Raw genomic sequence first — 24,149 nt, forward strand, 5'->3', positions numbered from 1 at the left:
CCGTCCCCGACGGGCCGGAGATGGCCAGGTTCTCGGCGCGGTGGACCCACTCCAGCGTGGCCAGCGCCGACTGGGTCGGGGCCGGGATGCTGCTGTCGTCCTCGCGCCAGGAATCAAACGTCTTCCCGGCCGGCAGGCCCGCGGCCTTGCGGCGCATCGCTCGGGTGGCCTCGTCGCGGCCGCGGGCCTCCTCGCCGAGCAGGACGCGCAGCACCTCGGTGGGGTCCCAGCGCTGCGCCCTGGCCGTGGCCAGGACGTCGGGGGCGGCGGCGCGTAGGTAGGGCATGCGCATGCGCTTGAGGACGGCGGTCAGGTCCTCGGGCAGCGGCGGCGCCGCCGGCATGCTCGTCGTGGTCGGGTTCATTGGGTGGTCTCCTTGCTGGTGGTGAAGCCGGCCCAGGTGGCGGTGCCGGGCTGAGCCGAGTGCGTCTCGTCGGCGAGGACGAGGTCGCCGGTGGGCGTGGTGGTGGTGGCCTGGTGGGTGATGATCGCGGCGAGGTCTTCCTCGCCGAACCGTCCGGCCTCGGCAGCCGCGGCCAGGGCCGCCTCGACGACCGGGGCTCCGACCAGGGCGGCGGTCTGGACGGCGGCGGCCATCTTCGCCCGGATTCGTGTCGCCCCCGCGGCCGAGGCAGCGACCAACCAGTCTCGGGCCCCCTCACCCAGAGCAAGGAAGTCACCCTCGGCCTGGCTGCGCGCCCGCGGCCGCGGCGGGCGCGGAGCCCCGGCGGGGTCCTGCGGGTGGTCGGGATAGTGCGCCAGATCGATCCGCGCAGTGCCCGGGGTGGAGAGTCGGTGGCGAGCGACTTCGACCAGTCCCCGACGCTCCCCGGCCCACTGCGGCCGGCGCGGCAGCGCGTCCAGGTCAGCGACGATGACCAGCTCGGTCCCACTCACCCGAACCCAGATCTCCGCCCCGACCAGGCCGGGCGGGGTGGAGTAGCGCACCGACCCGTAGCGCACCGTCTGGTCGGCATTCACCGTCCTGGTCTGGCCCAGCGCCAGGGTGTGCGGGGCGGCCGGCAGCACGTGCAGCCGGGCCCGCTCGTCGATCAGTGCTTCGGCCGGGATGCGCGCGGACTCGCGGTGGACGCGGCTGTTGACCTTGGCGCAGAACTCCTCACACGCGACCTCCAGCTCGGCGAACGAGCCGTAGGCCGGGCGCAGGTTGGCCTCGGTGGGCACCACGTCGGCCTTGGCGAGGCGGACGGTGGACTCGGTGCCGCCCTTGGACTCGGGGTCGAAGGGGATGCAGGTGTGGACCTGGGTGCCGTAGTGACGGGCCGCCGCGACGGTCTCGGGATGGCGCACCGCCACGCCGGCGACGTGGTCGATGCTCACCGTCTTGGCATTGTCGGTCAGCACGTACTTCGGCACCCCACCGATCCGTCGCAGGGTGGCGTCCAGGCAGGCGATCAGCGTCGGCAGGGTCTGGTCCCACACCGCGATCACCACCCGGAACCGTGACCATGCCAACCACGCGCAGAACAACAACGTCCGCCGCAACGTCCCGTCCGGACCCGGCACCCGCGGTCCCTCGCCCCAGTCGAACTGCAGCCACAGGCCCGGCTCCGTGATCCACGGCCGATAGGTGCGCCGGTGTCCGACCTTCCACGCCGCCTTCGCCTCGGCGACGGCTCTCCGGGTGGTGCGCTCGGTGCCGGTGAACCCCATCGCCACCAGTCGCTCGTGGATGACGTCGGCGCGGACCTTGCCCTGGCTGCGCTCGACCCACTCCTCGATCTTCGCCACATGCTGGTCGATGATCCGCGGTCGCCGCGCCGGCCCGGTCACCCGACGGCCGGCGTCGCGAGCCGCGACGTAACGGCGCACCGTCTTCGGGTCGACCCCGGCCAGCTGCGCCGCCGAGTGCGCACTGCCGGTGGCGTCATACGCCTCAAGAATCTCCATGATCTCCCTGTCACACTTCTTCATGCGTCCCTCCGGTGGAACTGCTCAAGGTGGTCGAAGACCTCGAGCAAACCCCGGAGGGACGCCCACGACGGGACCAACACGGGCCCGGCCCCATGGCCACAGACAGGGAGATCAGCTGTCCGTCAGCAGGGAAGTCCGTGTCCGCCTACAGGGAGGTTGGTATGTCCGCTAGCACCGGTCTCGCTCTGTGCCTCTTGCTCGCGGTGATCGGCACCGCGCTGTTGGTGGCTCGCCCAGTAGATCGGCAGGTGCGCGCCGCGGCTATGGCAAACCGCGACATCATGCTGTGTCTGGACGTCTCCGGGTCGATGATCGAGTTCGATGCCGAACTCGTCGACAAGTTCTCCCAGATGGTCCAGAGCTTCGAGCGCGAACGCATCGCTATGTCGATCTGGAACCGCACCTCCGCACCGTCTTCCCACTCACCGACGACTACGACCTCGTCAACAACGAGCTGACGCACGCCGCGCACGTGCTCAGCACCGCCGCTTTGCCGTACTCGCTGGAGATCACCCCGGAGTTGGAGGAGTTCGTGACCGGCACCTTGTCCCTGGATCAGGACGCCTCCTCATTGGTTGGCGATGGCCTGGCATCGTGTGCTTTCAGCTTCGACGCCGAGGAGACCGACCGTTCGCGCTCCATCATCCTTGCTACCGACAACCAGGTGATCGGCGAACCGATCTACAGCCTGCAGGAGGCTGTCGACGTCACCGCTGACCGCGGAATCGGCCTCTACGGACTCTTCATCGCCTCTGGGGACGCCTACTCCGCTGACGCCTACGAGCAGGCCATAACAAATCGCGGCGGAGCGTTCTACTACGCCGACGACCCCTCCGCCATCGACGCGATCATCGACAGCATCACCTCCGAACAGGCGCAAACACTCGAGGCGACACATGAGGTCGTCATCATCGAGCGCCCTGAAGCCGTGCTGTGGATCGCAGTAATCGGCGTCGCCGGAATCATCTTCATCAGGTGGAGGCTGGGGTCATAGCGGTCCGGTCACGGGATGCTGCGATTGGTGTTCCGTAAGACGAACGCTTCCCGGCCCCAACGGCCCGCTGCCGTGCAGTGGATGCTTACGTCGACCTTTGCCGTCCCCCAACGCCTGTCCGTTGAAGTGACCGGTGCCGGGGTGCTCTCCGACACACTCCTGAACGACAGGTTCCCGCCATCCGCAAAGACCATCGAACGTCGAGGGACGTCACCGGCCTCATGGCAGGAGGTACACCACCGCCCACACCGCCGGACTGCGCGTCGGTCGCCGCCTACGGCACCATGGAACCTTCGAGACGAGCGGAGCGGTGCATGCGCGAGACACGGACGAGCACGGTGGCGATCGTCGGGGCCGGGGCCGTGGGGTCGACCCTCGCCTACGCCCTGCTCATGGGCGGCACAGCCCACCGGGTGGTCCTCTACGACATCAACCGGGCCAAGGTCGAGGCGGAGGCGCTCGACCTGGCCCACGGGATCCAGTTCATGCCGCCCGCGCAGGTCGTCGGCTCGGACGACATCGAGGTGTGCCGCGGCGCCGACATCGTCGTCATCACCGCCGGGGCCAAGCAGCGCCCGGGACAGAGCCGCCTCGACCTCGCCGCGAGCACCGTCGGGCTCATGCGCGAGCTGGTGCCGCGGCTCACCGAGGTGGCGCCGGACGCCGTCTACCTCATGGTGACGAACCCCGTGGACGTCGTCACCCAGGCGGCGCTGACCATCTCCGGGCTGCCACGCAACCGGCTCTTCGGCTCGGGCACCGTGCTCGACACCTCCCGGCTCCGCTACCGCATCGCCCAGGAGACCGGCATCGCGGTGCCGAACATCCACGCCTACGTGGTCGGGGAGCACGGGGACTCGGAGATCGTCCTGTGGAGCTCGGCGACGATCGGTGCGGTGCCGCTCCTGGACTGGAGCACGGTGCACCGTCCGCTCCTCGACGAGGAGGCCCGGGCGGAGATCGCCCGGGAGGTCGTCGAGTCCGCCTACCGGATCATCGAGGGCAAGGGAGCGACCAACTACGCGGTCGGGCTCGCCGCGGTCCGGATCATCGAGGCGGTGCTGCGCTCGGAGAACCGCGTGCTCAGCGTCTCCACGCTCCTGACCGACTACGCCGGGATCTCCGACGTGTGCCTCTCGGTGCCCACGGTCGTCGGCGGGGACGGCGCCGGCGAGCAGCTGCTGCCGCCGCTCACCACTGCGGAGCGCGCCGGTCTGCGCGCCAGCGCGGAGCGGATCCGCAGCACGCTGCGCGAGCTGGGGATGTGACCGCCGTCCGCCGAAGCGTCCTGAGCGCCACGGCGCCCTCAGTCCACCGGGGAGACCCGGATGAGGTTCCCGTCCGGGTCGGCGACGACGAAGGTGCGGCCGAAGACGTCGTCGTACGGCGCTGTGACGACCCGCGCGCCCTTCTCGACCCACTCGGCGTAGATGTCGTCGACGACCGATGCCGGCCCGGGCACCATGAGCCCGACCTCGCTGGTGCGCGGTGTGCTCGGGACCGCGTGCTCGCTGCGGCCGCTCCACAGCGCGAACAGCACGCCTGGAGCGAGCTCGAAGGCCACGTAGCGGGGGCTGGTGAAAGCCGGCTCGATGTCGAACAGGTCTTGGTAGAAGGCGCTGGCCTTCACGACGTCCTGGACGTAGATGAGGAACAGGTTGGGCGCCGGCACGGGTGGCTCCTTCCGGTCGTGGTGCAGTGACGCCGTCAGGAAACTCCTGATACACGACAGTAGCTGTCATCTATTCGGGGGAGGATGATGAGCATGAGGGCATCCCGGCTGCTCCACCTCCTCCTGCTCCTCCAGACCCGCCGGCGGATGACGACGACGGAGCTCGCGGAACGGCTCGAGGTCTCCCGGCGGACGGTGCTCCGGGACGTCGAGGCGCTCTCCGCGGCCGGGGTACCGGTCTACACCGAACGGGGCCGCCACGGCGGGGTCGCGCTGCTCCCCGGTGCCCGGATCGACACCGCGCGCCTCGACCCGCCGGAGCTGGAGGCGCTCTCCGTCACGGGCCTGGACGAGCGGCTGCTCGCCCGTCTCGGACTGACGGCGGTGCACGAGACGGCTGCGCGCAAGATCGCCGCCCGTCAGGCCGGTATGCCCGGCGAGGGAACTCGGGCGCGCCTCGTGGACGTCGTCCTGGTCGAGAGCACGGCATGGCTGGCGGACGAGCGCACGGAGGTCGACGTCGCAGAGCTCGCCGAGGCCCTGCGGCACCGCCGCCGGCTACGGATCCGGTACCGGCGCAGCGCCGAGGCGAGAACCGCGACCCTGGTGGTCGACCCGTACGGGCTGGTGGTGAAGGCAGGCCGCTGGTACCTCGTCGCCGACGACGGCGGGGCCGGACGGCTGTTCGCGCTGGAGCGGCTCGCGGCGTACGAGCTCCTCGAGCAGAAGGTGCGCCTACGCGCGGGGCAGACGCTGCGCACCGTGTGGACCGCGCTGCGGGAACACACCGAGACCGCGGGCCAGGTGGAGGTCACCGCCCTGCTCCGCACCAGCCGTCTCGACCTGGCGCGGCGTATCCTCGGCGCCCGACTCGGCGAGGTGAGGGACACCGGACGGACGTGGTGCACCGTCGTCGTCCGCTACCCCGACGTCGAGTCGGTACGCCAGCTCCTCCAGTTCGGCGACCACATCGAGGTCCTCGGCCCTGCGGCCGCACGCGACCGGGTGCGGACGCTGGCCGCCGACCTCGCCGCGCGCCATTCGTCGCGGACGCGCTGACCGGCGGCACCGGTGCCGCCCGACGAGGTGGTGGTCAGAGGCTCCGCAGGACGGACACGACCCGTCCGAGCACCCGGGCGTTGTCCCCGTCGATGGGGGAGTAGGCGTCGTTGGCAGGGAGCAGCCACACGTGGCCGTCCCTGCGCTGGAAGGTCTTCACCGTCGCCTCGTCCTCGATGAGCGCAGCGACGATCTCCCCGTTCTCCGCCACCGGCTGGCGCCGCACGACGACCCAGTCGCCGTCGCAGATGGCGGCGTCGATCATCGAGTCGCCCGTGACCCGCAGGAGGAAGAGCTCGCCGTCACCGACGAGCTGGCGGGGGAGGGGGAAGACGTCCTCGACGGTCTGCTCGGCGAGGATCGGCCCACCGGCCGCGATCCGCCCGACGACGGGGACGAGGGTGGGCGCCGGGGCGTCGCTGGCGTCCTCCGGGCTGCCGAGCTGCTGGGAGCCCTGCACCTCGCTGCCGACGATCTCGATGGCCCGGGGCCGCTTGGGGTCGCGGCGCAGGTAGCCCTTGCGCTCCAGCGCCATGAGCTGGTGCTTGACCGACGAGGGGCTGGTCAGCCCGACGATGCGGCCGATCTCCCGCATGGTCGGGGGGTAGCCGCGTTCGTCGACGCTCCGCCGGATGGTCTCGAGGACGAGCCGCTGACGCTCGGTGAGCGCGCCGTCCGGTGCTGTGCGTTCGGGGAGCTCGTGCACGGTCGCCCCGCCCTGGTCGTCCTGGCCTGCGTTCACGGCTCGCGCTCCTCGATGTCAGTGGTCGGTGGTGGGCTCGTGCTCGACAGCGTAGAAGGCCCCGACCCGGAGATCAAACATCTGTTCGACGGCGTGTCGACAGTGTCGGTGGGGCGTAGTACGGTGTCGCACAGACGTTCGACGTACAGGCGTTCGAAGGAGTAGAGGATGAGTGCGCTGGCAGTTCCCACCCCGGTCAGCCCAGGTGCCGGTGCGCGGCCCCGGCCGCGCCACCTCCAGCTCGTGGGGCCCGGTTTCGTCCCTGCCCCGGAGGTGCAGCGGCCGGCGCGTCCGGCCGCCGTCACCCCTCCCCGGTCGACTCCGTCGGTCGCCCGCACGGAGCGGCCGGGCCTGCGGCTCACTGCGCGCGGTCGGCTCGTCCGCTCCGCGGCGCTGCTCCTCCTCGCCACGCTCCTCGCCGTCGCGACGGGCAGCTGGCTCGGCAGTGTCATGGCCGGCGGGGAGTCCTACTCGGGCCCGGTCCAGCGGGTGACGGTCTCCACCGGGGACACCCTCTGGGGGATCGCCGGTGCCACCGCCGCCGCAGAGGGGCAGGACGTCCGCGACGTCGTCGACGACATCCTCCGCATCAACGGTCTGGAGTCCGGGGACCTTGCGGTGGGCCAGCAGCTGCTCGTCCCGGCCGGCTGAGGCCGGATCCCCGCGCCCTGACGTCACGCGAGCGTCGGCATGTTGCACCGCGCGGCGACCCGCCCGTACCGTGCACCCGAGCGGTGCCGACCAGCGGCCCGCCCGACCGATGAGGAGCGTGGCGTGCACTGTCCGTTCTGTCGGAACCCGGACTCGCGGGTCATCGACTCGCGGACGGCGGACGACGGTTCCGCCATCCGCCGGCGCCGGGAGTGCACGGCCTGCCACCGTCGCTTCACCACCATCGAGACCTCGAGCCTCTCGGTCGTCAAGCGGTCCGGCGTCATCGAGCCGTTCAGCCGGGAGAAGGTCGTGGCCGGGGTGCGCAAGGCGTGCCAGGGCCGCCCCGTGTCCGACGACGACCTCGCGCTGCTGGCTCAGCAGGTGGAGGAGACGGTGCGCGCGGCCGGCGCCGCGCAGATCAACGCCCACGACATCGGGCTGGCGATCCTGGGCCCGCTCCGTGAGCTCGACGAGGTCGCCTACCTGCGTTTCGCCAGCGTCTACTCCTCCTTCACGTCGCTGGAGGACTTCGAGAAGGCGATCGCGGCGCTGCGGGCCGAGCGGCCGCCGGAGCCGGCCGCCGAGCCGGCGGAGGACGGCTCCGCTAGGGTGGACGCCAGCGAGCCCGGCTCGCGCTGACCACCGGTGACGGTGGCGGAGGGGAAGCCGCCACCGTCACCGGTTTCCATCTCTCAGCGGGTGCGCGCGGCCCAGATGTTCACCCCGGCGTCGACGGCGTGCTCGTCGATGCGGGCCAGTTCCTCGGCGCTGAGCTCGAGGTTGTCCAGCGCCCCGAGCGAGTCGTCGAGCTGGGCGACGCTCGACGCGCCGACCAGGGCCGTGGTGACCCGCGGGTCGCGCAGCACCCAGGCGAGGGCCAGCTGGGCCAGGGTCTGGCCCCGCTCCCGGGCGATCGCGGCCAGCGCCCGGATGTGAGCGAGGTTCTCCTCGGTGAGGAACTCCCGCCGCAGGGACCCGCCCCGCGCGGCGCGCGAGTCGGCGGGGATGCCGTCGAGGTACTTCTCGGTGAGCATTCCCTGCGCCAGCGGGGAGAAGACGATGTTGCCCATGCCGGCCCGCTCGGTGACGTCCAGGGCGCTCGGCTCACCCCGCTCGACCCACCGGTTGAGCATCGAGTAGGACGGCTGGTGGACCAGCAGGTGCAGCCCGATCTCCTCGGCGACGGCCACCGCCTCGGCGGCGCGCTCGGCGGTGTAGGAGGAGATGCCGGCGTACAGCGCCCGGCCGGAGTCCACCGCCGTCTTCAGCGCCCCCATCGTCTCGTGCAGCGGAGTGGTCGAGTCGTCACGGTGGGAGTAGAAGATGTCGACGTAGTCCAGCCCGAGGCGGCGCAGCGAGGCGTCCAGCGAGGCGAGCAGGTACTTGCGTGAGCCCCACTCCCCGTACGGCCCGGGCCACATCCGGTAGCCGGCCTTGGTCGAGATGACGAGCTCGTCGCGGTAGGGCGCCAGGTCGGTGGCGAGCAGCCGCCCGAAGAACTCCTCGGCCGCCCCCGGCGGGGGACCGTAGTTGTTGGCCAGGTCGATGTGGGTGATGCCGCGGTCGAAGGCGTGCAGGACGATCTCGCGCTGGGTCGCCTGCGGGGTGTCGTGCCCGAAGTTCTGCCACAGCCCGAGCGCGATCGGGGGCAGGTCCAGGCCGCTGCGTCCGCAACGGCGGTAGGTCAGCGACTCGTAGCGGTCGGCGGCGGGTACGTAGGTCATCACCCCACCGTAGTGCTCAGGCCCGGGCGTGCTCCGCCAGCAGCACCCGCAGCCGGATCGTGTCGGGCACCTCGTCCAGCGCCTGGCGGGCCTCCTCCGGCAGCTCCCCGCCGATGTCGGTGATGACGTAGCCGATGTCGCCGGAGGTGCCGAGGATCTGCCCCTCGATGTTCGCCCCGTGCTCGGCGAAGGCCTGGTTGACCAGGGCGAGCGCACCGGGGGTGTTGCGGTGCAGGTAGGTGACCCGGTAGCGCGCGCCGGGAGCCGGGTCCAGGGACAGCTGGGGGACGTTGACGCTCATCGTCGTCGTGCCCTCGAGGAGGTAGCTCGCGAGCTTGTTCGACACGAACGCGCCGATGGCCTCCTGCGCCTCCTCGGTGGACCCGCCGATGTGCGGGGTGAGGATGACGTTGGGCAGCCCGCGCAGCTCGGAGTCGAACGGGTCGCCGGTGCGCTTGGGCTCATCGGGGAAGACGTCGACGGCGGCGCCGACGATCTTCCCGGCCAGGATGTGCTCGCGCAGCGCCCCGTAGTCCACGACGAAGCCGCGGGAGAGGTTGAGGAAGATCGACCCGGGCCGCATGCGCGCGAACTGCTCCGCACCGAACATGCCGGCGTTGCCCGCTCGCCCGTCGACGTGCAGGGTGACGACGTCGGCGATGTCGAGGAGCTCCTCGAGGCTGCCCATGCGGCGGGCGTTGCCCAGGGCCAGCTTCTCGGCCGTGTCGTAGAAGACGACGTGCATGCCCAGCGCCTCGGCGAGCACGGACAGCTGGGTGCCGATGTTGCCGTAGCCCACGATGCCCAGGGTGCGGCCGCGCACCTCGTGGGAGCCGGCGGCGGACTTGTTCCAGATGCCGTCGTGCAGGGCGCGGTCGTGCACGGTGAGGCGCCGGCTCAGCGCGATGATCTCCCCGAGCGCCAGCTCCACGACGGAGCGGGTGTTGGAGAAGGGGGCGTTGAACACGGCGACGCCGCGGTGCGCGGCGGCCGAGAGGTCGATCTGGTTGGTGCCGATCGCGAAGGAGCCGATGGCGAGCAGGCTCGGTGCGGCGTCCAGGACCCGCTCGGTGACGGTGGTCTTGGAGCGGATACCGAGGATGCGCACGCCGTCCAGCGCGGCGATCAGCTCGTCCTCGTCCATCGCGCCGGCGTGGCGGACGACCTCGAGGCCGGCCTTCTCCAGGGCGATGTCGGCGTTCGGGTGGGGGTTCTCCAGAAGCAGTGCGCGCACCCGTCCATCGTGACGTACGCGGCGCCCGCGGAGGTAGCCGATCCGCCCACCGGACGGCTGTGGCGTTGGGCACGTCCGCCAGGACGGTCAGCCCTCCAGCCCGGCGGGCAGCTCGCCGCGGTGGACGACGTGCAGCCGGCGGGTGGGACGGGTCATCGCGACGTAGAGGTCGCCGGGCCCGCCGGCCCCGACCTCGGCGGGTTCGACGAGCACGACGACGTCGAACTCCAGGCCCTTGCTCGTCACCGCGTCGAGCACGGCCACCGGGGCGGCGAGGACGTCGCCGCCGGGTGCCTCGAGCTCCGCGGCCAGGCGGGTGGCGAGGAGCTCGCGGGTGGGGGCGACGCGGTCGCCGGCGGTGATGACGGCGAGCTTGCCGTCGCCCAGTGCCGCGTGCTCGGCCACGACGACGTCCACGAGGTCGCGCTCCTCCACCAGCCGGGTGATCCGCAGCGAGTCGGGCACCTCCCGGGCCGAGCGGGCCGGTGCGGCGTGGGCGCCCCCGGCGGCCCGGAGCACCCGCACCGCAGCCCGCATCACCTGCGCCGGGGTGCGATAGTTGATCGTCAGCGACGCGGTCCGCACGTCGTCCTGCGCCGCCGGGCCGAGCAGCTCGGCCCAGCTGTGGGCGGGGCGGTGCCCGGAGCGCTGGTCGAGGTCGCCCACGAGGGTCATCGAGCGGGCCGGGTTACGGCGCAGCAGCGCCCGCCACGCCATGGGGGAGAGCTCCTGGGCCTCGTCGACGACGATGTGCCCGTAGGTCCACTCGCGGTCGGCGGCGGCCCGCTCGGCGAGGGAGAGGCGGGCCTCCGGCTCGGCGAAGCGCTCGGCCAGGGTCTGTGCGTCGACGATCCCGCCGCCCAGCCCGTCCTCGCGCAGCGCGTGCTCGGCGTAGGCGACCGCGGCGGCCCGCTCCGCCTCCCGGGCGCGCCGGGCCCGCTCCTGCTGCGGGTCCTCCAGCTCCCCGAGCAGCGTGGCCAGCTCGTCGAGCAGCGGCAGGTCGGCCGGCGTCCACGGGGCGTCGGCGGGCCGGTGCAGCAGCCGGCGCTCGCGGGACGAGAGCCCGCGGCCGTGCCGGGCGAGCAGCCCGGGGTCGGCGTAGAGCCGCCGCAGCAGCCCCTCGGGGGTGGTCGGCATCCAGCGCAGGTTGATCTCCCGGCGGGCGTCGCGCGACTCGCGCAGCGACTGCAGGAGCCAGCCCTGCTCGGACTCCAGGTCCAGCCCCTTCTCCTCGGCCCAGCGGCGCACCACCGCGTTGAGGACCGCGGTGGCGTAGGTGCGCCGGGCCACGTTGTGCGGCCGCCCGCTGCGCCGGGCCCGCACCTGAGCGGCGCGCACGTCCTCCGGCTCGAGCCGCACCTGCTCGCCGTCGACGTCGAGCAGCACGGGCTCGCGCAGCGGCCGGGGGATGCCGCGGACCGCGCTGCGCAGCACCTGGGCCATGACGGACCGGCCCTTGACGGCGGCGACCTCCTCCGGCTCGGTGCCGGTCGCCGGCACGTCGGCGAGCAGGTCGGCCAGGGTGGTGGCGACCACCCCGCTCTCCCCGAGCGAGGGCAGCACCTGCTCGATGTACCGCAGGAAGACCCGGCTCGGCCCCACGACGAGCACCCCGGAGCGCTCCAGGCGCTCACGGTGGGTGTAGAGGAGGTAGGCGGCGCGGTGCAGTGCGACCGCGGTCTTGCCGGTGCCCGGACCGCCCTCGACGACGAGGATGCCGTCGACGTCGGAGCGGATGATCTCGTCCTGCTCGGCCTGGATGGTGGCGACGATGTCACCCATCCGCCCTTCGCGGGCGGCGGCCATCGCGGCGAAGAGCGCGCCCTCGCCGGTGAGCCCCTCGACCTCGGCGTCGGTGTCGAGCAGCTCGTCCTCCACCCCGGTGACCTCGCGGCCCCGGGTCATGAGGTGGCGCCGCAGCACGACGTCACCCCGCTGGGCGGCGGTCGCCTGGTAGAAGGGCCGGGCCGCCGGGGCCCGCCAGTCGATGAGCAGGGACTCCTGCTCGTCGTCGGAGATGCCGATCCGCCCGATGTAGCGGCGCGAGTCGTCCTGAAGGTCGAGGCGGCCGAACACCAGGCGGTTCTCCACCTGCTCCAGCCGCGCGAGGGTGTCCTCGTAGTGGGTGGCGAAGGCGTCGCGCTCGGACCGGTTCTGCGGGGTGCCGGAGGCCCCCTGGCGGCGGACCTCCTCCAGGCGTCTGCGGTACCGGAGACGCAGGTCGTCCAGACGCTCGTAGACCTGGTCGACGAACTCCTGGTCGGCCTGCCAGGGCACGCCGGTCCGCTGTGACTGCACCACCACGACCCCGCTTCCGTCTCGATCGGCAGACCATTATCTACGACTCGAGGGGGTCGGAGGTGCGCCCGCCCACGGTCGCGGACTGCGTACCATTGCCGGACCGACGGAAGGACCGCTGTGACCGACACCGAGGCCCGGGCCGCCCTCCACCTCCTGCTGGTGGAGGACGACGACGGCGACGCGCTGCTCGTCGAGGAGCTCCTGCGGGACGCCGGCCTCGACACCGACGTCACCCGGGCGTGGAGCCTGGAGGCGGCGGTGGACGCGCTTGCGGTACCGGTCGACTGCATCCTCCTCGACCTCGGGCTGCCCGACGCCTCCGGCCTGGACGCCCTCGTCAAGCTGCGCGACGCCTCCGACGCCGCCGTCGTCGTCCTCACCGGGCTCGACGACGCCGACCGCGGCCTGGAGGCGGTCGGCGCCGGCGCCCACGACTACCTGGTCAAGGGCAGCGTCGACGGCGAGGCCCTGGGACGCGCCGTGCGGTACGCCGTCGAGCACCGCCGCGGCGACCGCGACCGGCGCTCGCAGGAGGAGCTGCGGGCGCGGGCCGAGGAGGTCACCGCGTTCGCCGCGCGGCTGCGTCCGGCGCCGTACCTGCCCGGCGCCCCGCTGCGGTCCCTCGTCCGCGCCGACTCCTCCGACCCGCTGTCCCCCCAGCTGTGCGATGTCGTCGAACGGCCCGACGGCACCGTGCTCACCCTCCTCGGCAGCGCCGCCGGCGGCGGGCCGGAGGCGGCAGCGCTCGCCGCCACCGTGCGGGCCGCCTTCCGGGCGCTGGCACTGACCTACGTGCCCGTCGCGGAGCTCGTCGACGTCCTGGACCGCGTGGTCGACGCCGGCCCGGGCTCCGACCTCGTCCCGGCGCTCGTCGTCGAGCTGCTGCCCGCCACCCGCACCGCGCTGTGCCACCTCGCCGGGCACCACGGCCCGGTGGTGCTCGGCGACGAGGGGGCCACCGCCCTGGCCGCCGACGACGGGCGGGGTGTCCCGCTCGGTGCCGGTCCCGGGCCGCGCCCCGTCGTCGCCGCCCCCCTGCGGATCCCCGACCGGCTGCTCATCCTCCCCGACGCCGTGCTCGAGCAGGCGGGCGGCGCCCCCGGGCGCCTGCCGCTCGCGGCGGTCCTCGACGCCGCGGCGAGCGGCGCCGGTGATGAGACGGCGCTCGCGGACACCGTCGAGCGGGTGGTGCGGGCCTACACCACCGACGACAGCGAGCCCCAGTTCGTCCTCCTGGGGTGGGCGCCGGCGTGAGGAGCTCCCGCGGGGCGTGGTCGATGCAGAGCCGGCTGCGCACGGCGATCCTCGTCACCGGGGCCACGCTCGGGCTCGCCCTCCTCGCGGCAGTCATTGCCTTCAGCCAGCTCACCCGCTACCAGGACGAGGTCACCGGCGTCGTCTTCAACGCGGTGGTCGAGCTCGAGGAGCTCCAGTCCGACCTCGTCAACGCGGAGTCCGCCGTCCGGGCGTTCGCACTGAGCGGGGACGAGCAGCTCCTCACCGCCTACACGGACCTCGCCTACGGGCGGCCCGACAAGGTCCGCTCCGGCCTGGGAGCGGTGCTTCCCCGGGTGCCCGGGCTCACCGCCCACTTCGACGCGCTGGCCGACGCCACCGACCACTGGCGGGCCGGCTACGCCAAGCCGCTCATCGAGGAGACCCGGGAGCGCGGCGGTGGGGAGGTCTACTTCGAGTGGCGCACCGAGGGGGAGCAGCTCTTCGCCGAGGTGCGCCGGCCGCTGCGTGACGCCCTGGACGAGCTCATCGCCTTCCGCACCGCGGGCGCGCAGTCCATGCGCACGTGGCAGCAGGTCCTCCTCGGGTCGGTGCTGGCGCTGGCCGTCCTCGGCCTCGTCGCCGGCATCCTCGTGTGGCGCTACCTGCGGCAGTGGGTGATCGACCCGCTCGCCGAGCTGGCGTCCGACAGCCGGGCGGTGGCCGGCGGGGCCCTGGACCGGCCCGTCACCGTCGACGGCCCCCACGAGATCGTCACCCTGGCCGCGGACGTCGAGCACATGCGCCGGCACCTCGTCACCCAGATCGCCACGACGGAGAGCGCCCGCGCCGAGCTCGAGGCGTCGAACCGGGACCTCGAGCAGTTCGCCTACGTCGCCTCCCACGACCTGCAGGAGCCGCTGCGCAAGGTCGCCTCCTTCACCCAGCTCCTCCAGCGACGCTACGGCGACCGGCTCGACGAGCGGGCCCACCAGTACATCGAGTTCGCGGCCGACGGTGCGCTGCGGATGCAGCGGCTCATCCAGGACCTCCTCGCCTTCTCCCGCCTCGGCCGCAACCAGCAGCCGCCCGAGCCGGTGGCGGTCGCCGACTGCCTGGCCGACGCGCTGAGCAACCTCACCGAGACCCTCGAGGAGACCGGCGCGCGGGTCACCGCCGACCCGCTGCCCGAGGTCCTCGGCCACAGCGGGCTGCTCACCCAGCTGCTGCAGAACCTCGTGGCCAACGCGGTGAAGTTCCGCCGCCCCGACACCGTCCCGGAGGTCCACATCGGCGTCGAGCGCGTCGGCTCGGAGTGGCTCTTCCGGTGCAGCGACAACGGGATCGGGATCGAGCCGCGGCACGCCGAACGGGTCTTCGCCATCTTCCAGCGCCTCCACGCCAAGGACGCCTACGGCGGCACCGGCATCGGGCTGGCGATGTGCAAGCGGATCGTGGAGCACCACGGGGGTCGGATCTGGGTCGAGCACCAGGACGTCAGCCGGGGCACCACGGTGCGCTGGACCCTGCCGGCGACCGACCCGCGCGGCCTGCTGAGCGTCGAGGCCGACGCACCCGCCGACCGTGGGATCATGGGCCGCGGCATGACAGGCGCCGGGACTGCCGACGCCGACCCGACGGAGACGGAGCCGTGAGCGACATGATCGAGGTCCTGCTGGTGGAGGACGACCCCGGTGACGTCCTCATGACCGAGGAGGCCTTCGCCGAGTACAAGGTCGCCAACAAGCTCCACGTGGTCTCCGACGGTGAGTCGGCCATGGCCTTCCTGCGCAAGCAGGGTCCCTACGCCGGGGCCGCCACGCCCGACCTCGTCCTCCTCGACCTCAACCTGCCCCGGATGGACGGGCGGGAGGTGCTCGCCGAGCTCAAGGAGGACCCGGTCCTGCGACGCATCCCCGTCGTCGTGCTCACGACCTCCGACGCCGAGGAGGACATCCTGCGCAGCTACAACCTGCACGCCAACGCCTACGTCACCAAGCCCGTCGACTTCGAGCGCTTCATCTCGGTGGTCCGCAAGATCGACGACTTCTTCGTCTCCGTCGTGCGCCTCCCAGGACGCTGAGCGGCGGACGGGCGGGAATGAACACTGCTCACCGGGCGTTGTCGGAAGCGATGGACGAGTGAAGGAAGGAGAACGGTGGTGGAGCTCTACGACGTGCACCCCGAGGCAGGTGACGTGCATGCGCGCGTGCTCGTCAACGCGCTCACCGGTGCCATGGACGCCGGACATGCCGCAGCGCTCGCCGCTCGCCACCTGACCGAGAGCCTCGACACCCAGCGCGTCTGGACCTTCAACATCGACGAGCTCATCGACTACCGCGCCCACCGACCGCCGATGACGTTCGAGAACTGGCGCTGGACCGACTACGACGAGCCGTACGTCGTGCTGGACCTGCTCCGCGACGACGAGGGCACCCCGCTGCTCCTGCTCCACGGCTCGGAGCCCGACCTGCGCTGGGGCGCGTTCGTCGACGCCGTCATCGACGCCGTCGAGCAGTTCGGCGTCGAGCGCACGATCAGCATCCACGGCGTGCCCATGGGTGTGCCGCACACCCGGCCGACCACGGTCACCGCGCACGCCACCGAGCCGGGCCTCATCCCCTCCCAGCCGGAGATCATCGGGACCATCCAGGTGCCCGGCAGCGTGACCGGACTCATCGAGTACCGCCTCGGGCAGGCCGGCCACCAGGCGGTGGGCTTCTCTGCGAACGTCCCGCACTACCTCGCCCAGAGCCCCTTCCACCAGGCGGCCGCCGAGCTCATCCGGCAGACGGCCCGCTCCGGTGACCTCGCCCTGCCCGTCGGCGACCTCGAGCAGGCCGCCAGCACCGCCGCCCTGGAGATCGCTCGGCAGGTGTCCGCCTCGCCGGAGGTGACCGCCGTGGTGCGGGCCCTGGAGCAGCAGTTCGACGCGTTCATGCGCGGCGCGAACCAGGAGACGAAGGCCACGCTCACCGCCCAGCCGGTCGAGCTGCCCACTGCCGAGGAGATCGGCGCGGCGGTCGAGGCGTTCCTCGCCGACCAGGTGGACCAGGAGTCCCTGGGCGGGCGCACGACGGAGCTGGGGACCGGCCCCGAGACCGCCGCGGAGCGGCCTGCGGACGAGGCCGAGAACGCCTCGGACGAAGACGGCGCGCCGAAACAGTAGTCACGGGCGCTCACCCGTGACACACTGGGCGGCGTTGCAGTTGCAGTTCGCTTACGTATGACCCTGGCTCCGGCCGGGCTGTGCACCACGTGGGACGAGGCATTGCGGCAAGGCGGGGCCGGCACAGGGCCGGCCCCAGACGTCCCCGGAAGGACACAGCAGAATGGCACAGGGAACCGTCAAGTGGTTCAACGCTGAGAAGGGCTACGGGTTCATCGCCCAGGACGGCGGCGGCGCCGACGTCTTCGTCCACTACTCCGCGATCCAGTCCGATGGCTACCGCTCCCTCGAGGAGGCGCAGCGCGTCGAGTTCGAGATCACGCAGGGCCCGAAGGGCCCGCAGGCGGAGAGCGTCCGCTCGCTCTGACCTGCAGATCGTGAGGGGCCCGCACCGGTATGGTGCGGGCCCCTTCGTCGTCCGGTCAGCCGGTCGCCGCGGGGTCGGGTGAGCCGACGGGGCCGACGGGACCGACGGGGGCGGGGTCGTACGTCGGTCGGTGCGTCCCCGCGAAGGCCTCCAGCTCCTCCCCGGCGACCAGCCTCACCGGGAGCGGGAGCCCGCGCAGGGCCCGCTCCAGCGCCGGCGTGGCGATCGGGGCGGCGGAGCCGACGAGGACGACGTTGCCGTAGCGGCGGCCGCGCAGGATCGCCGGGTCGGCGATCAGCGAGACGTGCGGGAAGACCTCCCGCAGCGTCGCGACCTCCGTCCGCGCCACCGTGAGCGGCGGCCGGTCGGTGAGGTTGACGAGGTAGAGCCCGTCCGGGGTGAGGGCACGGCGTGCCTCCTGCGCCGTCTCGACGGTACGGACGTGGCCGGGGACCTGGATCCCGGCGAAGACGTCGCGTACGACGACGTCCCACGCCCCCGGTGTCAGGGTCCCGAGCGCCGCGCGGGCGTCGGCCACCCGGATGCGCAGCCGGGGCGAGCGGGGCAGGTCGAACCAGATCCGGGAGAGGCGGGCGAGCTCGGCGTCGATCTCCACGACGAGCTGGGTGGAGCCGGGCCGCTGCGCGTCCAGTGCCCGGGCCAGCGCGCAGCCCGCGCCCCCGAGGTGCACGGCATGCAGCGGCCGCGGCGCCGGGAAACCGGCCTCGTCGAGGACCACGGTCATCTGCTGCATGTACTCGAACTCGAGGTACGACGGGTCGGCGAGGTCGACGTAGGAGCTCTCGGCGTCGTTGATGAAGACGGTGACGGCCGACGGGCGGGACGGGTCGCGCAGCAGCTCCACGACACCGGTGGAGGTCCGCACGGGACCGTCCGGCAGGTGGGGGAAGGGCAGACGTCGTCCGCGGCGCCGTCGGGGGGAGGGGCGCTCGGGCATACCCTCCAGGCTAACCTTGTCGCTGGGATGAGCAGGGGCGAGCGCAGTGCGAGTGCCCGGCGCGACTGGGGCACCGACGACGCCGGCTGCACCATCCTGCACGTCGATATGGACGCGTTCTTCGCTGCCGTCGAGCTCCTCGACCGCCCCGAGCTCGTGGGACGGCCGGTCATCGTCGGTGCCGACCGGCGCGGGGTGGTCCTGTCCGCCACCTACGAGGCACGCCGCTTCGGCGTCCACTCCGCGATGCCGATGGCCCGGGCACGGGCGCTGTGCCCGCAGGCCGTGGTGCTGCCTCCGCACCACGACGCCTACGCGCGCATGTCACGTCGGGTCATGGCGATTCTGGCGGACGTCACCCCGGTGATGGAGAAGGTGAGCATCGACGAGGCGTTCCTCGACGTCGCGGGGGCACAGCGCCGGCTCGGTCCGCCGCTGGTGATCGCGCGCGACATCCGGCGGCGCATCCGCAGCGTGCTCGGCGTGCCCGCCTCGGTGGGCGTGGCCGCGACGAAGTTCGTCGCCAAGCTCGCCTCGAGCCACGCCAAGCCCGACGGGCTCCTCCTCGTGCCGCGCGCCGCCACCGTCCCCTTCCTCCACTCCCTGCCGGTCGGGGCGCTGTGGGGCGTGGGGGAGAAGACCCGTGAGCGGCTGCACCGGTACGGCATCGACACGGTCGCGGCGCTCGCCGCGCAGCCGGTGGGCACCCTGCACCGCATCCTCGGGGTCGCGGCCGGGCAGCGGCTGCACGACCTTGCCAACGGGCTGGACCCGCGTGCCGTCGAGCCCGAGCGGGTGGAGAAGTCGGTCGGGACCGAGACGACCTTCGCCTCCGACGTCCAGGACCGCGACTCCCTCGAGGCGGTGCTCCTCGACCAGGCCCATCGCACCGCCGCCCGGCTCCGCCGGTCCGGCCGGCTGGGGCGGACGGTGGCGATCAAGGTGCGGTCGGCCGACTTCCGGACCATCACCCGCTCCCGGGCCGTGGAGGCCACCGACGTCGCCCACGACATCTTCTCCGTCGCCCGCGGCCTGCTCGACGGCGTCCCACTGCCCGCCGGGGGCGTGCGGCTGCTCGGCGTGCGCGTGGAGCAGCTCCAGTCCGCCGACGAGGGGGTGCAGCTGCGGCTCGGCGAGGGGGACCGCCGCCGGGAGGCGGAGTCGGCGATGGACGACATCCGGCGCCGCTTCGGCCCGGCGGCACTGCGTCCGGCGTCGCTGCTCGATCCCGCAGCCTCACCCCGCCCCGACGCCGGGGCGGGAGCGGTGGGGGAGGACCTCGGAACGTGACCAGTATCCAACCCGGTTGACTTTCGCCCGACCCTCCGGCGACCTAAACTTGTGTTAATCGCCCTGAGGTAGGGCACCCTGTGGACCGGATCGGAGGACCGATGCCTCTTTCTGAGTATGAGCAGCGGGTGCTCAGCCAGATGGAGCAGCAGCTCCGCTCCGACCCGCGGATGGTGAGCACCTTCACCTCCGAGCAGCGCTACTCCGGCCGCCGGCTCGCAGGAGGTGCCCTTCTCGTGCTCGCGGGTCTGGCCCTGCTCGTCGCCGGTGTCGCCGCCGCCCTCGTCTGGCTGGGCGTCCTCGGCTTCGTCGCGATGCTCGGCGGGGTGATGCTCGCGATCTCCAAGCCGAAGGGCGCCGTGGCGGGCTCCCTGGGCGGCGGGAAGAAGGCCAGGCCGGCCGCCCGCCGTGACTCCGGCTTCATGCAGCGTCTCGAGGAGCGGTGGGACCGTCGCCGCGACGAGCGCGGCCGCTGACCACCGACAGCCACGCGAGGTCCGTCAGGATCCCTGACGGACCTTTCGCGTTCCCGGCCGCAGCTCCGCCGCGCTGCACCTGACCGGTCCGCGTCCCGGCCCGACGTCTTCACCGGCGAGCAGCGCCGCCGCTGAGCAAGACCCGGCCCGCGTCGGTCCACCCGGCCCGCGCTGCTCCGCGCCCTCCACCGCGCTCCACGGGCACCGCCGCCGCAGCCCCACCGACGCACCCTCGTCGGCGGCCACCCCGCGACCGGGAGGCGCGACACCGCAGGCCGCCGGTCGCCGACACCCCACCTCCACTCCGCACCACCGGCTGCCTCCGCCTCGCCCCACCCGGCCCTCCACCTCGGCCCACCCGGCGCCCTCCACCTCGGCCCACCCGGCCCCCTCCACATCGCCCCACCCGGCCCGTCCCCGCGCGGAATGTGACCGCCCGGGTACCGACCGCCCCTGCGTGACGCACGCAACAGTCCCGAGCGGATTTTCCCTCCACCTTCCTCCACCGCTCTGACCTGCGCATTTGTCGACAGTGATGGACGGAATGGTCCGTCTTGTCGTTGACGGGGGAGGGAAGTGGGGTAATGTGGGGCGCATTGGCGGCTCGTGGTCCGGCGAAGGGTGGTGACCCGCGTGTTCCTCGGCACGTACCACCCGCGCCTGGACGACAAGGGCCGCCTCATCCTTCCGGCGAAGTTCCGGGACCAGCTCGCGGGGGGACTGGTCCTGACCAAGGGGCAGGAGCGCTGCCTGGCGGCCTACCCCATCCGTGAGTTCGAGGAGATCCATGAGCAGCTGCGCAAGGCACCGGTCACCGACCGCCGCGTGCGCGACTACTCGCGCGTCCTCCTCGCCGGCGCCACCGACGAGGTGCCGGACAAGCAGGGCCGGATCACCATCCCGCCTCCGCTCCGGACCTACGCCGGGCTGGAGCGGGACCTGGCGGTGATCGGCACCGGCAACCGCGTGGAGATCTGGTCGGCCTCCGCCTGGGAGGAGTACCTCTCGGCCACCGAGGACGCCTTCGCCGAGACCGCGGAGGAGGTGGTCCCCGGACTGTTCTGACGGCCCGACCCCACACGATGAGGTCTCTCACCGCGACTCTGGCGCACTTCCCCGGCGCCAGAGTCTGGCGGCGGGAGTCCTGGTCGGGTGGTGGAGGGCCCCCGACCACCTCAGGTACAGCACGAGGACCGGACCACGACGACGCGAGGGAGGTGAGGGGAGTGAGTGACAAGCCCGCGGCCGAGCGGCACGTTCCCGTGCTCGCCGACCGGTGCCTCGAGCTCCTCGCCCCTGCCGTCGAGCGTCCGGGCGCCGTGCTGGTCGACGCGACGCTCGGGATGGGCGGGCACAGCGAGCTCGCCCTGCGTCGCTTCCCCGAGCTGCGCGTCGTCGGCATCGACCGGGACCCGCAGGCCATCGAGCTCGCCGGTGCCCGGCTCGCCGGTTTCGGCGACCGGTTCACGGCGGTGCACGCCGTGTACGACGACATCGACCGGGTGGTCGCCGAGCACGCCCCCGACGGCGTCGCCGGCGTCCTCCTCGACCTCGGCGTCTCCTCCCTCCAGCTGGACGAGGAGGAGCGCGGCTTCGCCTACTCCCGTGACGCCCCCCTGGACATGCGGATGGACCCCACCCGCGGCAGCAGCGCCGCGGACCTGCTGGCCACCGCCGACGTCGGGGAGCTGCGCCGCATCCTGCGCGACTACGGCGAGGAGCGGTTCGCCGGCCGGATCGCCGCCGCGATCGTCCGGCGCCGCGCGCAGCACCCGCTCACCCGGACCGGCGAGCTGGCCGACCTCGTCCGCGCCGCCATCCCCGCCGCGACGCGCCGCACCGGGGGCAACCCGGCCAAGCGCACGTTCCAGGCGCTGCGCATCGCCGTCAACGACGAGCTCGCCGTCCTCGAGCGGACCCTGCCGCGGGCCATCGAGGCCCTCGTCGTCGGTGGCCGCATCGTCGTCCTGGCCTACCACTCGCTGGAGGACCGGGCCGTCAAGCGGGCGCTGGCCCGCGGGGCCACCTCCTCCGCCCCACCGGACCTGCCGGTCGAACCGGAGACCCACCGGCCCTACCTGCGCCTCCTCACCCGCGGCGCGGAGGAGGCCGACGCGGCCGAGGTCGCCGCCAACCCCCGCGCCGCCTCGGTGCGACTGCGCGCCGCCGAACGCACCCGACCCACCCCGGACCACATGCGAGCCGGAGCAAGGAGCGCCGCATGAGCGCGATGACCGCCCGCACCGCCGTCGCCGAGCCGCGCCGGTCCTGGCGCCCCAGGCTCCAGGTCGTCCGCAGCCCGGCCCCGGCGCGTTCCCTCGTGCCCTACCTCCTGCTGTGCGCGACCATCCTCCTCGGCTCGCTCGTCGCCGCCCTCCTCATCAACACCCACATGGCGGTGGACGCCTACGCCATCCAGGAGCACCAGCGCACCCTCAACCGGCTCCTGGAAGCCGAGACCTCCCTCGTCCAGCAGGTGGAGGAGGCCGGTAGCCCGGCCGCGCTGCGCCGCCGGGCGGAGGAGCTGGGCATGGAACCGGCCGAGCGCGTCGACTTCATCCTCCTCCAGGAGGGCAGGATCCTCGGCGGGAGTGAGGAGGAGTGAGCGGCACCCTGCGCCGGCGCCACAACGCCGTCCTCGCCGTCGTCCTCGCCGTCGTCATCGTCTTCGCCGGCCGGCTCGTCTACGTCCAGGCGCTCGAGGGGCCGCGGCTGGCGCAGGACGCGCTGAACACCCGGCTGTGGCACTCCACCCTCCAGGCCTCCCGCGGCGACATCCTCGACGCCAACGGCGAGGTGCTCGCCACCTCCGTCCAGCGCTACAACGTCGGCGTCAACCAGCTCAAGGTGCGCGACTTCGTCGCCGAGATCGACGGGGAGGAGAAGCGCGGTGCGGTGGCCGCCGCCGCCCTGCTGGCCCCCGTGCTCGACCGCGACCCCGCCGAGCTCGGCGCCCAGCTCGTCGGCGACTCCACCTTCGTCTACATCGCCCGCGGCCTCACACCGGAGAAGTGGCGGGAGATCCTCGCGCTCGGGATCCCGGGCATCGAGCCCGAGCCCACGACCGAGCGGATCTACCCCAACGGCAACACCGCCGGGAACATCCTGGGCTACGTCGGGCGCGACGGCGAGGGCCTGGCCGGCCTCGAGCTCGCCTTCGAGGAGCAGCTGCGCGGCGTGCCCGGCAGCAGCGTCGTCGAGGTCGGGCTGCACGGACAGTCCATCCCCACCGGGCTGCGCGAGGTCACCCCGGCCGAGCCGGGCGACACCCTCCACACCACCATCGACCGCGACATCAACTTCCGGGCGCAGGAGATCATCCAGGAGGCCGTCGACCGGTACCGGGCGGCATGGGGTGCGATGGTCGTCCAGGAGATCGGCACCGGGCGCATCCTGGCCATCGCCGAGTCCGACGCCGTCGACCCGAACAACTACCAGGACTCCCCGCCGGAGAACCGCGGCTCGCGCGCCGTCCAGGCCGCCTACGAGCCCGGGTCCACCGGCAAGCTGCCCACCTTCGCCGCCGCGCTCGACAGCGGTGCGGTCACCCCCACGACGACCTTCACCTCCCCGGACCGCTACACCACACCCTCCGGGCAGACCTTCTCCGACGCCGACCCCCACCCCACCGAGGAGCTCACCGTCGCCGGAATCCTCGCCACCTCCTCCAACACCGGGACGGTGCAGATCGGGGACCGGATGAGCGACGAGGAGCGCTACGCCTACTTCCGCGCCTTCGGGCTGGGGGAGCGCACCGGCATCGAGCTGCCGGGCGAGACGCCCGGCATCCTCGGCACCCCGGACACCTGGGACGGCCGCCAGCGCTACACGACGATGTTCGGCCAGGGCATGGCGGTCAACCTGCTCCAGAACACCGGGGTCGTCGCCACCTTCGGCAACGGTGGGGTCTACGTCCCCCCGCGCCTGGTCGACGGCACCACGGACGCCTCCGGCCGTTTCCACGCCGCCCCCGAGCCCGAGGGCCGGCGGGTGGTGAGCGAGGAGACCGCCCAGCAGATGATCACGATGATGGAGGGCGTGGTCTCCGAGGAGGGCACCGGCATCCTCGGACAGGTCGACGGGTACCGGCTCGCCGGCAAGACCGGCACCGCCCAGGTCCCCGACGCCAACGGCCGCCTCACCCGCACGGTGGCCAACTTCGTCGGCGTCGCCCCCGCCGAGGACCCGAAGTTCGCCGTCGGCATCGTCGTCTACCACCCCGGCCACCAGGTGCCCTCCTCGATCATCGCGGCACCGGCCTTCAAGGAGATCGCCGCCTTCACCCTCCAGCACCTGGGCATCCCGCCCTCGACGTCGCCGCCGTCACTCTTCCCGTTGCGCGCAGAGTGACCAGGCTGC

25 protein-coding genes are annotated in these 24,149 nt (G+C 72.7%); 17 read left to right on the forward strand and 8 right to left on the reverse strand.

Going from position 1 to position 24,149, the window contains the following annotated elements; translation table 11 throughout:
* Nucleotides 1-364 (reverse strand): ATP-binding protein (locus Q0195_RS14770; protein WP_299279889.1); only part of this gene is annotated, 364 nt, incomplete at its 3' end.
* A complete protein-coding gene (gene istA / locus Q0195_RS14775; RefSeq protein WP_299279891.1) occupies nt 361-1,935 on the reverse strand; it encodes an IS21 family transposase in 1,575 nt (524 codons plus the stop codon). The genes Q0195_RS14770 and istA, both read right to left, overlap by 4 nt.
* 161 nt (nt 1,936-2,096) lie before the next feature.
* On the opposite strand from istA, the gene Q0195_RS14780 reads away from it, so the two are divergent.
* The 3 genes from Q0195_RS14780 to Q0195_RS14790 all read left to right on the forward strand — a co-directional run bounded on the left by Q0195_RS14780 (nt 2,097) and on the right by Q0195_RS14790 (nt 4,197).
* Nucleotides 2,097-2,393, forward strand: coding sequence for a hypothetical protein (locus Q0195_RS14780; RefSeq protein ID WP_299279893.1), 297 nt, complete (start codon nt 2,097-2,099; stop codon nt 2,391-2,393).
* A gap of 14 nt (nt 2,394-2,407) precedes the next feature.
* Complete coding sequence (locus Q0195_RS14785; RefSeq protein ID WP_299279895.1) at nt 2,408-2,929, forward strand: hypothetical protein; 522 nt, start codon at nt 2,408-2,410, stop codon at nt 2,927-2,929.
* Nucleotides 2,930-3,243: 314 nt separating this feature from the next.
* Entirely contained in the window at nt 3,244-4,197 is a 954-nt protein-coding gene (locus tag Q0195_RS14790) for an L-lactate dehydrogenase (RefSeq protein WP_299279897.1), read from the forward strand.
* 38 nt (nt 4,198-4,235) lie between these two features.
* Here Q0195_RS14790 and Q0195_RS14795 read toward each other — a convergent pair whose 3' ends face one another.
* On the reverse strand, nt 4,236-4,601 hold the full coding sequence (locus tag Q0195_RS14795; RefSeq protein WP_299279899.1) for a VOC family protein: 366 nt from the start codon (nt 4,599-4,601) through the stop codon (nt 4,236-4,238).
* 93 nt (nt 4,602-4,694) lie between these two features.
* On the opposite strand from Q0195_RS14795, the gene Q0195_RS14800 reads away from it, so the two are divergent.
* A complete protein-coding gene (locus tag Q0195_RS14800) occupies nt 4,695-5,660 on the forward strand; it encodes a WYL domain-containing protein (protein WP_299279901.1) in 966 nt (321 codons plus the stop codon).
* 34 nt (nt 5,661-5,694) lie between these two features.
* Here Q0195_RS14800 and lexA read toward each other — a convergent pair whose 3' ends face one another.
* Nucleotides 5,695-6,366 (reverse strand): transcriptional repressor LexA, encoded by a 672-nt coding sequence (gene lexA, locus Q0195_RS14805; protein WP_299279955.1) that lies wholly within the window; start codon nt 6,364-6,366, stop codon nt 5,695-5,697.
* 204 nt (nt 6,367-6,570) lie between these two features.
* Here lexA and Q0195_RS14810 point away from each other — a divergent pair, with 204 nt between their 5' ends.
* Both Q0195_RS14810 and nrdR read left to right on the forward strand, forming a co-directional pair.
* The gene (locus tag Q0195_RS14810; protein ID WP_299279903.1) at nt 6,571-7,053 is read left to right on the forward strand and encodes a LysM peptidoglycan-binding domain-containing protein; all 483 of its coding nucleotides are present in this window, start codon (nt 6,571-6,573) and stop codon (nt 7,051-7,053) included.
* Between the two features lie 123 nt (nt 7,054-7,176).
* Nucleotides 7,177-7,695, forward strand: coding sequence for a transcriptional regulator NrdR (gene nrdR / locus Q0195_RS14815; RefSeq protein WP_299279904.1), 519 nt, complete (start codon nt 7,177-7,179; stop codon nt 7,693-7,695).
* Nucleotides 7,696-7,748: 53 nt separating this feature from the next.
* Here the strand turns inward: nrdR and mgrA are convergent, their stop codons facing one another.
* From mgrA to Q0195_RS14830, 3 genes are all read right to left on the reverse strand, one after another.
* Nucleotides 7,749-8,780, reverse strand: a complete 1,032-nt coding sequence (mgrA, locus tag Q0195_RS14820; protein ID WP_299279906.1) for an L-glyceraldehyde 3-phosphate reductase — start codon at nt 8,778-8,780, stop codon at nt 7,749-7,751.
* 16 nt (nt 8,781-8,796) lie between these two features.
* The gene (gene serA / locus Q0195_RS14825) at nt 8,797-10,014 is read right to left on the reverse strand and encodes a phosphoglycerate dehydrogenase (RefSeq protein ID WP_299279908.1); all 1,218 of its coding nucleotides are present in this window, start codon (nt 10,012-10,014) and stop codon (nt 8,797-8,799) included.
* An 87-nt stretch (nt 10,015-10,101) separates the two neighbouring features.
* Nucleotides 10,102-12,318 (reverse strand): UvrD-helicase domain-containing protein, encoded by a 2,217-nt coding sequence (locus Q0195_RS14830; protein ID WP_299279910.1) that lies wholly within the window; start codon nt 12,316-12,318, stop codon nt 10,102-10,104.
* A gap of 114 nt (nt 12,319-12,432) precedes the next feature.
* Here Q0195_RS14830 and Q0195_RS14835 point away from each other — a divergent pair, with 114 nt between their 5' ends.
* From Q0195_RS14835 to Q0195_RS14855, 5 genes are all read left to right on the forward strand, one after another.
* Complete coding sequence (locus Q0195_RS14835; protein WP_299279912.1) at nt 12,433-13,569, forward strand: response regulator; 1,137 nt, start codon at nt 12,433-12,435, stop codon at nt 13,567-13,569.
* Nucleotides 13,566-15,185 carry an ATP-binding protein gene (locus Q0195_RS14840; RefSeq protein WP_299279914.1) on the forward strand — a complete coding sequence of 540 codons (1,620 nt, stop codon included), beginning with the start codon at nt 13,566-13,568 and terminating at the stop codon, nt 15,183-15,185. Before Q0195_RS14835 ends, Q0195_RS14840 begins: the two co-directional genes overlap by 4 nt.
* A 5-nt stretch (nt 15,186-15,190) precedes the next feature.
* A complete protein-coding gene (locus tag Q0195_RS14845; RefSeq protein ID WP_299279957.1) occupies nt 15,191-15,613 on the forward strand; it encodes a response regulator in 423 nt (140 codons plus the stop codon).
* Nucleotides 15,614-15,691: 78 nt separating this feature from the next.
* Entirely contained in the window at nt 15,692-16,699 is a 1,008-nt protein-coding gene (locus tag Q0195_RS14850) for a PAC2 family protein (RefSeq protein ID WP_299279916.1), read from the forward strand.
* Between the two features lie 163 nt (nt 16,700-16,862).
* Complete coding sequence (locus Q0195_RS14855) at nt 16,863-17,066, forward strand: cold-shock protein (protein WP_299279918.1); 204 nt, start codon at nt 16,863-16,865, stop codon at nt 17,064-17,066.
* Nucleotides 17,067-17,121: 55 nt separating this feature from the next.
* Here the strand turns inward: Q0195_RS14855 and Q0195_RS14860 are convergent, their stop codons facing one another.
* Entirely contained in the window at nt 17,122-18,024 is a 903-nt protein-coding gene (locus Q0195_RS14860) for a fused MFS/spermidine synthase (RefSeq protein ID WP_299279920.1), read from the reverse strand.
* A 27-nt stretch (nt 18,025-18,051) separates the two neighbouring features.
* On the opposite strand from Q0195_RS14860, the gene dinB reads away from it, so the two are divergent.
* The 6 genes from dinB (at nt 18,052) to Q0195_RS14890 (ending at nt 24,140) form a co-directional block, all read left to right on the forward strand.
* Nucleotides 18,052-19,314: a DNA polymerase IV gene (gene dinB, locus Q0195_RS14865; protein WP_299279922.1), complete on the forward strand. Its 1,263-nt coding sequence runs from the start codon at nt 18,052-18,054 to the stop codon at nt 19,312-19,314.
* A 101-nt stretch (nt 19,315-19,415) separates the two neighbouring features.
* Nucleotides 19,416-19,790, forward strand: coding sequence for a DUF3040 domain-containing protein (locus Q0195_RS14870; RefSeq protein WP_299279924.1), 375 nt, complete (start codon nt 19,416-19,418; stop codon nt 19,788-19,790).
* Between the two features lie 633 nt (nt 19,791-20,423).
* Nucleotides 20,424-20,855, forward strand: coding sequence for a division/cell wall cluster transcriptional repressor MraZ (gene mraZ / locus Q0195_RS14875; protein ID WP_299279959.1), 432 nt, complete (start codon nt 20,424-20,426; stop codon nt 20,853-20,855).
* Nucleotides 20,856-21,016: 161 nt separating this feature from the next.
* Nucleotides 21,017-22,015: a 16S rRNA (cytosine(1402)-N(4))-methyltransferase RsmH gene (rsmH, locus tag Q0195_RS14880; protein ID WP_299279926.1), complete on the forward strand. Its 999-nt coding sequence runs from the start codon at nt 21,017-21,019 to the stop codon at nt 22,013-22,015.
* The gene (locus Q0195_RS14885) at nt 22,012-22,395 is read left to right on the forward strand and encodes a hypothetical protein (RefSeq protein WP_299279928.1); all 384 of its coding nucleotides are present in this window, start codon (nt 22,012-22,014) and stop codon (nt 22,393-22,395) included. Before rsmH ends, Q0195_RS14885 begins: the two co-directional genes overlap by 4 nt.
* On the forward strand, nt 22,392-24,140 hold the full coding sequence (locus Q0195_RS14890; protein ID WP_299279930.1) for a penicillin-binding protein 2: 1,749 nt from the start codon (nt 22,392-22,394) through the stop codon (nt 24,138-24,140). The genes Q0195_RS14885 and Q0195_RS14890 overlap by 4 nt, the downstream gene beginning before the upstream one ends.
* Nucleotides 24,141-24,149 lie beyond the last annotated feature (9 nt).

Origin of the sequence: uncultured Georgenia sp., assembly GCF_937958535.1 — a bacterium.
Classification (GTDB): Bacteria; Actinomycetota; Actinomycetes; order Actinomycetales; family Actinomycetaceae; genus Oceanitalea.

Excerpts from the sequence above, each read along its gene's own strand:
- istA (WP_299279891.1), bottom strand. The coding sequence starts at position 1,935 with ATGAAGAAGTGTGACAGGGAGATCATGGAGATTCTTGAGGCGTATGAC.
- Q0195_RS14810 (WP_299279903.1), top strand. The coding sequence starts at position 6,571 with ATGAGTGCGCTGGCAGTTCCCACCCCGGTCAGCCCAGGTGCCGGTGCG.
- mgrA (WP_299279906.1), bottom strand. The coding sequence starts at position 8,780 with ATGACCTACGTACCCGCCGCCGACCGCTACGAGTCGCTGACCTACCGC.
- Q0195_RS14800 (WP_299279901.1), top strand. The coding sequence starts at position 4,695 with ATGAGGGCATCCCGGCTGCTCCACCTCCTCCTGCTCCTCCAGACCCGC.
- dinB (WP_299279922.1), top strand. The coding sequence starts at position 18,052 with ATGAGCAGGGGCGAGCGCAGTGCGAGTGCCCGGCGCGACTGGGGCACC.
- Q0195_RS14860 (WP_299279920.1), bottom strand. The coding sequence starts at position 18,024 with ATGCCCGAGCGCCCCTCCCCCCGACGGCGCCGCGGACGACGTCTGCCC.
- Q0195_RS14790 (WP_299279897.1), top strand. The coding sequence starts at position 3,244 with ATGCGCGAGACACGGACGAGCACGGTGGCGATCGTCGGGGCCGGGGCC.
- Q0195_RS14885 (WP_299279928.1), top strand. The coding sequence starts at position 22,012 with ATGAGCGCGATGACCGCCCGCACCGCCGTCGCCGAGCCGCGCCGGTCC.
- Q0195_RS14845 (WP_299279957.1), top strand. The coding sequence starts at position 15,191 with ATGATCGAGGTCCTGCTGGTGGAGGACGACCCCGGTGACGTCCTCATG.
- Q0195_RS14780 (WP_299279893.1), top strand. The coding sequence starts at position 2,097 with ATGTCCGCTAGCACCGGTCTCGCTCTGTGCCTCTTGCTCGCGGTGATC.
- Q0195_RS14870 (WP_299279924.1), top strand. The coding sequence starts at position 19,416 with ATGCCTCTTTCTGAGTATGAGCAGCGGGTGCTCAGCCAGATGGAGCAG.
- Q0195_RS14855 (WP_299279918.1), top strand. The coding sequence starts at position 16,863 with ATGGCACAGGGAACCGTCAAGTGGTTCAACGCTGAGAAGGGCTACGGG.